Below are 4,643 nucleotides of genomic sequence, written 5' to 3'. Positions count from 1 at the left end.
TAAAATTTAAAATTAATTATATTTTTTTATGTTAAAATCAGATTTTTTTGAAGTTCCATTGTTTAATTAAGTCAGCCAAAAAAACAAATTTATAACCAACAATAGAGAAATAAATCATGTCTACAACACCAACCTTGACAATTACAGGCAGTGGTGGCAAAAATACTGCTACTAACACAATCACCTTTAATTTTAGTGAAGCCATTAAAAATGGATCGTTTACCGTTGATGATATTAGAATTTCAAATGGCACCATTAATACGGGTTCATTCACCAAAATAAGTGACACGCAATACACCATTGTAGTAACCCCAAACCTAGGTGGAAATCATTCTAATGTTGCCATTACAGTGTTAGCAAACACTTTTGTAGATATTGCTGGTAATACCAATACTACCACCACTAAAAATACAACCAAGATTAGTAATTTAAAAGATCAAGTTGATATTGACGGTAATGACATTGATGCGGTTTTGACGAGTTGGAATGTATCTCATGTAAGTGATGCGAGTAAAGCATTTTATAACGCACGCTCTTTTAACCAATACATTGGCGATTGGAATGTTAGCAATGTAACTGATATGTCTGGGATGTTTGACTACACATACACTTTTAACCAAGACATTAGCGATTGGGATGTTGGCAATGTAACTGATATGTCTACGATGTTTAGGAGCACATACGCTTTTAACCAAGACATTGGAGATTGGAATGTTAGCAAGGTAACTGATATGTCTTGGATGTTTCATGGTGCAGTCGCCTTTAACCAAGACATTGGTCGTTGGAATGTTGGCAAGGTAACTAATATGTCTAGTATGTTTTCTTACATAGACACCTTCAACCAAGATATTGGTCGCTGGAATGTTAGTAATGTGACTAACATGTCTTCAATGTTTGATGAATCAAACGCCTTTAACCAAGACATTGGTCGTTGGAATGTTGGTAAGGTAACTAATATGTATTGGATGTTTGGTAGCGCAGATGCCTTTGATCAAAACATTGGTCGTTGGAATGTTGGTAAGGTGACCAATATGTCTTGGATGTTTAATGATGCAAGCTCTTTCAACCAAGACATTAGTAATTGGAATGTTAGCAAGGTAACTAATATGCGTGGGATGTTTCATAGCGCAGATGTCTTTAACCAAGATATTGGCAGTTGGAATACTAGCAAGGTAACCGATATGTCTTTGATGTTTTATGAAGCAGGCGCCTTCAACCAAGACATTGGCAGTTGGAATATTTCAAGTTTAACAAATGCAATAGATATGTTTTATAATAACACAATGATGAGCACTGCCAATATGGACAACACCTTACGCGGTTGGGCAAAGCTTGATACCGCCGCAGGAGAAACCTCTATTCAGAGCAATGTTGTTTGGAATATCGGTATCATAAACTACACCGATATTACTGCCAAACAATATTTAATAGACACCTATGGTTGGAATATTAGAGGTGGCGCTTTTGATGGTAGCAAGACGATGCTGGGCAGTAATTACGCTGACACACTTAACACAAGTACCACAAAAACCACAATACACGGCCTAGGTGGTAACGATACGCTGACTGGTGGCGCCACAGATGACATCTTAATCGGTGGTGCAGGCGATGATACTTTAACCGGTGCAGGTGGTAGAGATATCTTTGATTACGGTTTTAAAAACGCGGGCAATGACATTATTAATGACTTCACTGCAGGAAACATAAAGACAAATGCCAACGCAGATATTATTGACCTTAGGGACTTGTTGGTAGGATATAGTGCTACTTCTAATTTTAGTGATTTTGTCACAGTGGCTGCCGAGGGCACTGGCACTAAATTGACTATTGATCATGATGGCACTGGAGCATCTAGTAACTTAGTAACCATTATTTTAAAAAATGTTACTTATACTACTAGTTTGTTAACTAATTTGTATGGCAATGGCAACTTAGTACTTGATTCCATTAAACCAACTCTGACAATTACAGGCAGTGGTGGTACAAATACTGTTACTAACACAATCACCTTTAATTTTAGTAAAATCATTAGGGATGGATCCTTTACCGTCGATGATATTGACATTGAAAATGGCATCATTAATGCGGGTTCATTTACCAAAGTAAGTGCAGCTCAATATACCATTATAGTAACCCCAGACCTAGGTGGACAGCATTCTAATGTTGCTATTACAGTAGCTGCAAACACTTTTGTAGATATTGCTGGCAATGCCAATACTGGCATCGTTAAAAATACAACCAAGATTAACAACTTAAAAGATCGAATTGATATTGACGGTAATAACTCTGATGTTGATTTAACCCATTGGGATGTGTCTCATGTGAGCAATGCGAGCAACGCATTTGAGAGTGCAACCTTTTTTAACCAAAACATTGGTAGTTGGGATGTTGGTAATGCAACTAATATGTCTTTGATGTTTTATAAAGCAGGCGCCTTCAACCAAGACATTGATGGTTGGGATGTTAGCAAGGTAACCGATATGTCTGGGGTGTTTCATAGTGCAAATGCCTTTAACCAAAGTATTGACAATTGGAATGTTGGTGAGGTCACTAATATGTCTGCGATGTTTTATAAGGCAAATACCTTTAATCAAGCTATTGGTAGTTGGAATGTTAGCAAGGTGACTAATATGTATTTGATGTTTGGTGATGCAAATGCCTTTAATCAAGACATTGGCCGCTGGAATGTGGGTGAAGTAGTTAATATGTCCTCAATGTTTGATGACGCCAATGCCTTTAATCAAGACATTGGCGATTGGAATGTTGGCAAGGTGACTAACATGTATTTGATGTTTGGTGGCGCAGATGCCTTTAACCAAGACATTGGTCACTGGAATGTGGGTGAGGTAGTTAATACATCTTGGATGTTTACTTACGCAAAAACTTTTAACCAAGACATTGACGATTGGAATGTTGGCAAGGTAACCAATATGCATGCGATGTTTAGTGGTGCAAGTGCCTTTAACCAGGACATTGGCAGTTGGAATATTTCAAGTTTAACAGATGCAGAAAACATGTTTTATAGTAACAAAATGAGCATTGCTAATATGGACAATACCTTGCGCGGTTGGGCAAAGCTTGATACCGCCACAGGAGAAACCGCCATTCAGAGCAATGTTACTTGGGGTATTGCAAACTACACCGATGCCACTGCCAGACAATATTTAATAGACACCTATCACTGGACTATTAATAATGGCGTTTTTGATGGCAGCAAGACGGTACAAGGCAATAATAACGCTGACACACTTAACACAAACACCCTAAAAACCACGCTACACGGTCTAGGTGGTAACGATACGCTGACTGGTGGCGCCACAGATGACATCTTAATCGGTGGTGCAGGCGATGATACTTTAACCGGTGCAGGTGGTAGAGATATCTTTGATTACGGTTTTAAAAACGCGGGCAATGACATTATTAATGACTTCACTGCAGGAAACATAAAGACAAATGCCAACGCAGATATTATTGACCTTAGGGACTTGTTGGTAGGATATAGTGCTACTTCTAATTTTAGTGATTTTGTCACAGCGGCTGCCGAGGGCACTGGCACTAAATTGACTATTGATCATGATGGCACTGGAGTATCGGGTAATTCAGTAACCATTACTTTGGAAAATATTGCCTATACCAGTACATTGTTGGCTGAATTAATTACTAATGGCAACTTAGCGCTTTCCCCAACATCCATAGTCTCAAATATTACCACCACCTCTGCTCTTACTATTAATAATAATAATTTAATCACTGAATTTACTAATCACAGAGTTGTGGTAAATGGTAACGACTTTACTTGTATTAATTTAACAGCTGATTCGGGCTGGGGTAATGCTGGGTCCTTCTCTAATCAGGGTTTTAAAGGTAACGGTGCATTGACTTTTACAGCGGCAGCTGGTACAAGCAGTCAAGGTGTTGTAATTGGATTATCTAATAGCAATGTGGGTCTAGATCGTGATGATAGTGGCTATAAAAATATCGCCTATGCGATTTATCTTGATGCTGATGGCACGCTTGATATCTACGAACAAGGCAATGAAAAAGTTAGTAACTTCAACGGAGGCTTCGCAGAAAATGACATCTTTAAAATCGAGAGAATAGGCACAGAGGTTGAATATTATAAAAATAACATGTTGATATACACATCAACAGTCGTCTCCACTGAGGCACTAAATTTTGATTCTGCATTTTCTGCAGAAGGACAAAAAATTAACAATGTCCAACTGTTTGGCGTTGACGGCACTGCCCCGGTTACTCAGATGAATAGTGCAAAAGTTTTAGAAAGTGCAATCATATCTGTGAAAAGCTCAGAAGTTGGGACTGCTTACTTGATCAAGGAGGGTGAGAACATTAGCACACTTGACAAACTTGAGATGGCAGTAAGGAAAAACACAGGAGCTAAAGTTACAATTAACATTGCTAACACTACACAAAACCTAGACACCTCAGGTCTAGTGGAGGGTGCTTACAAACTTTATGCTATTGATGCTGCAGGTAATATTTCAATTGCTGCCAATATTACGACATCTACTAACGGAATTGTAAATACTACCCAGATAATCAATGTTACTACTGGTAATACCTTAAACGGCACTAGTAGCGAGACATTGATTGGTGGGGCAGGTGATGATACTATCAATGGC

1 protein-coding gene is annotated in these 4,643 nt (G+C 38.5%); it reads left to right on the top strand.

Features of this window, described 5'->3' with window-relative positions; all coding sequences use genetic code 11:
* Positions 1-116: 116 nt before the first annotated feature.
* On the top strand, positions 117-4,643 hold a 4,527-nt coding region (locus BAZSYMA_RS10190; RefSeq protein ID WP_090715568.1), incomplete at its 3' end, for a BspA family leucine-rich repeat surface protein.

The organism is Bathymodiolus azoricus thioautotrophic gill symbiont (assembly GCF_001298715.1).
GTDB lineage: Bacteria > Pseudomonadota > Gammaproteobacteria > PS1 > Pseudothioglobaceae > Thiodubiliella.
This window is presented reverse-complemented; position numbering and strand designations above follow the sequence as displayed.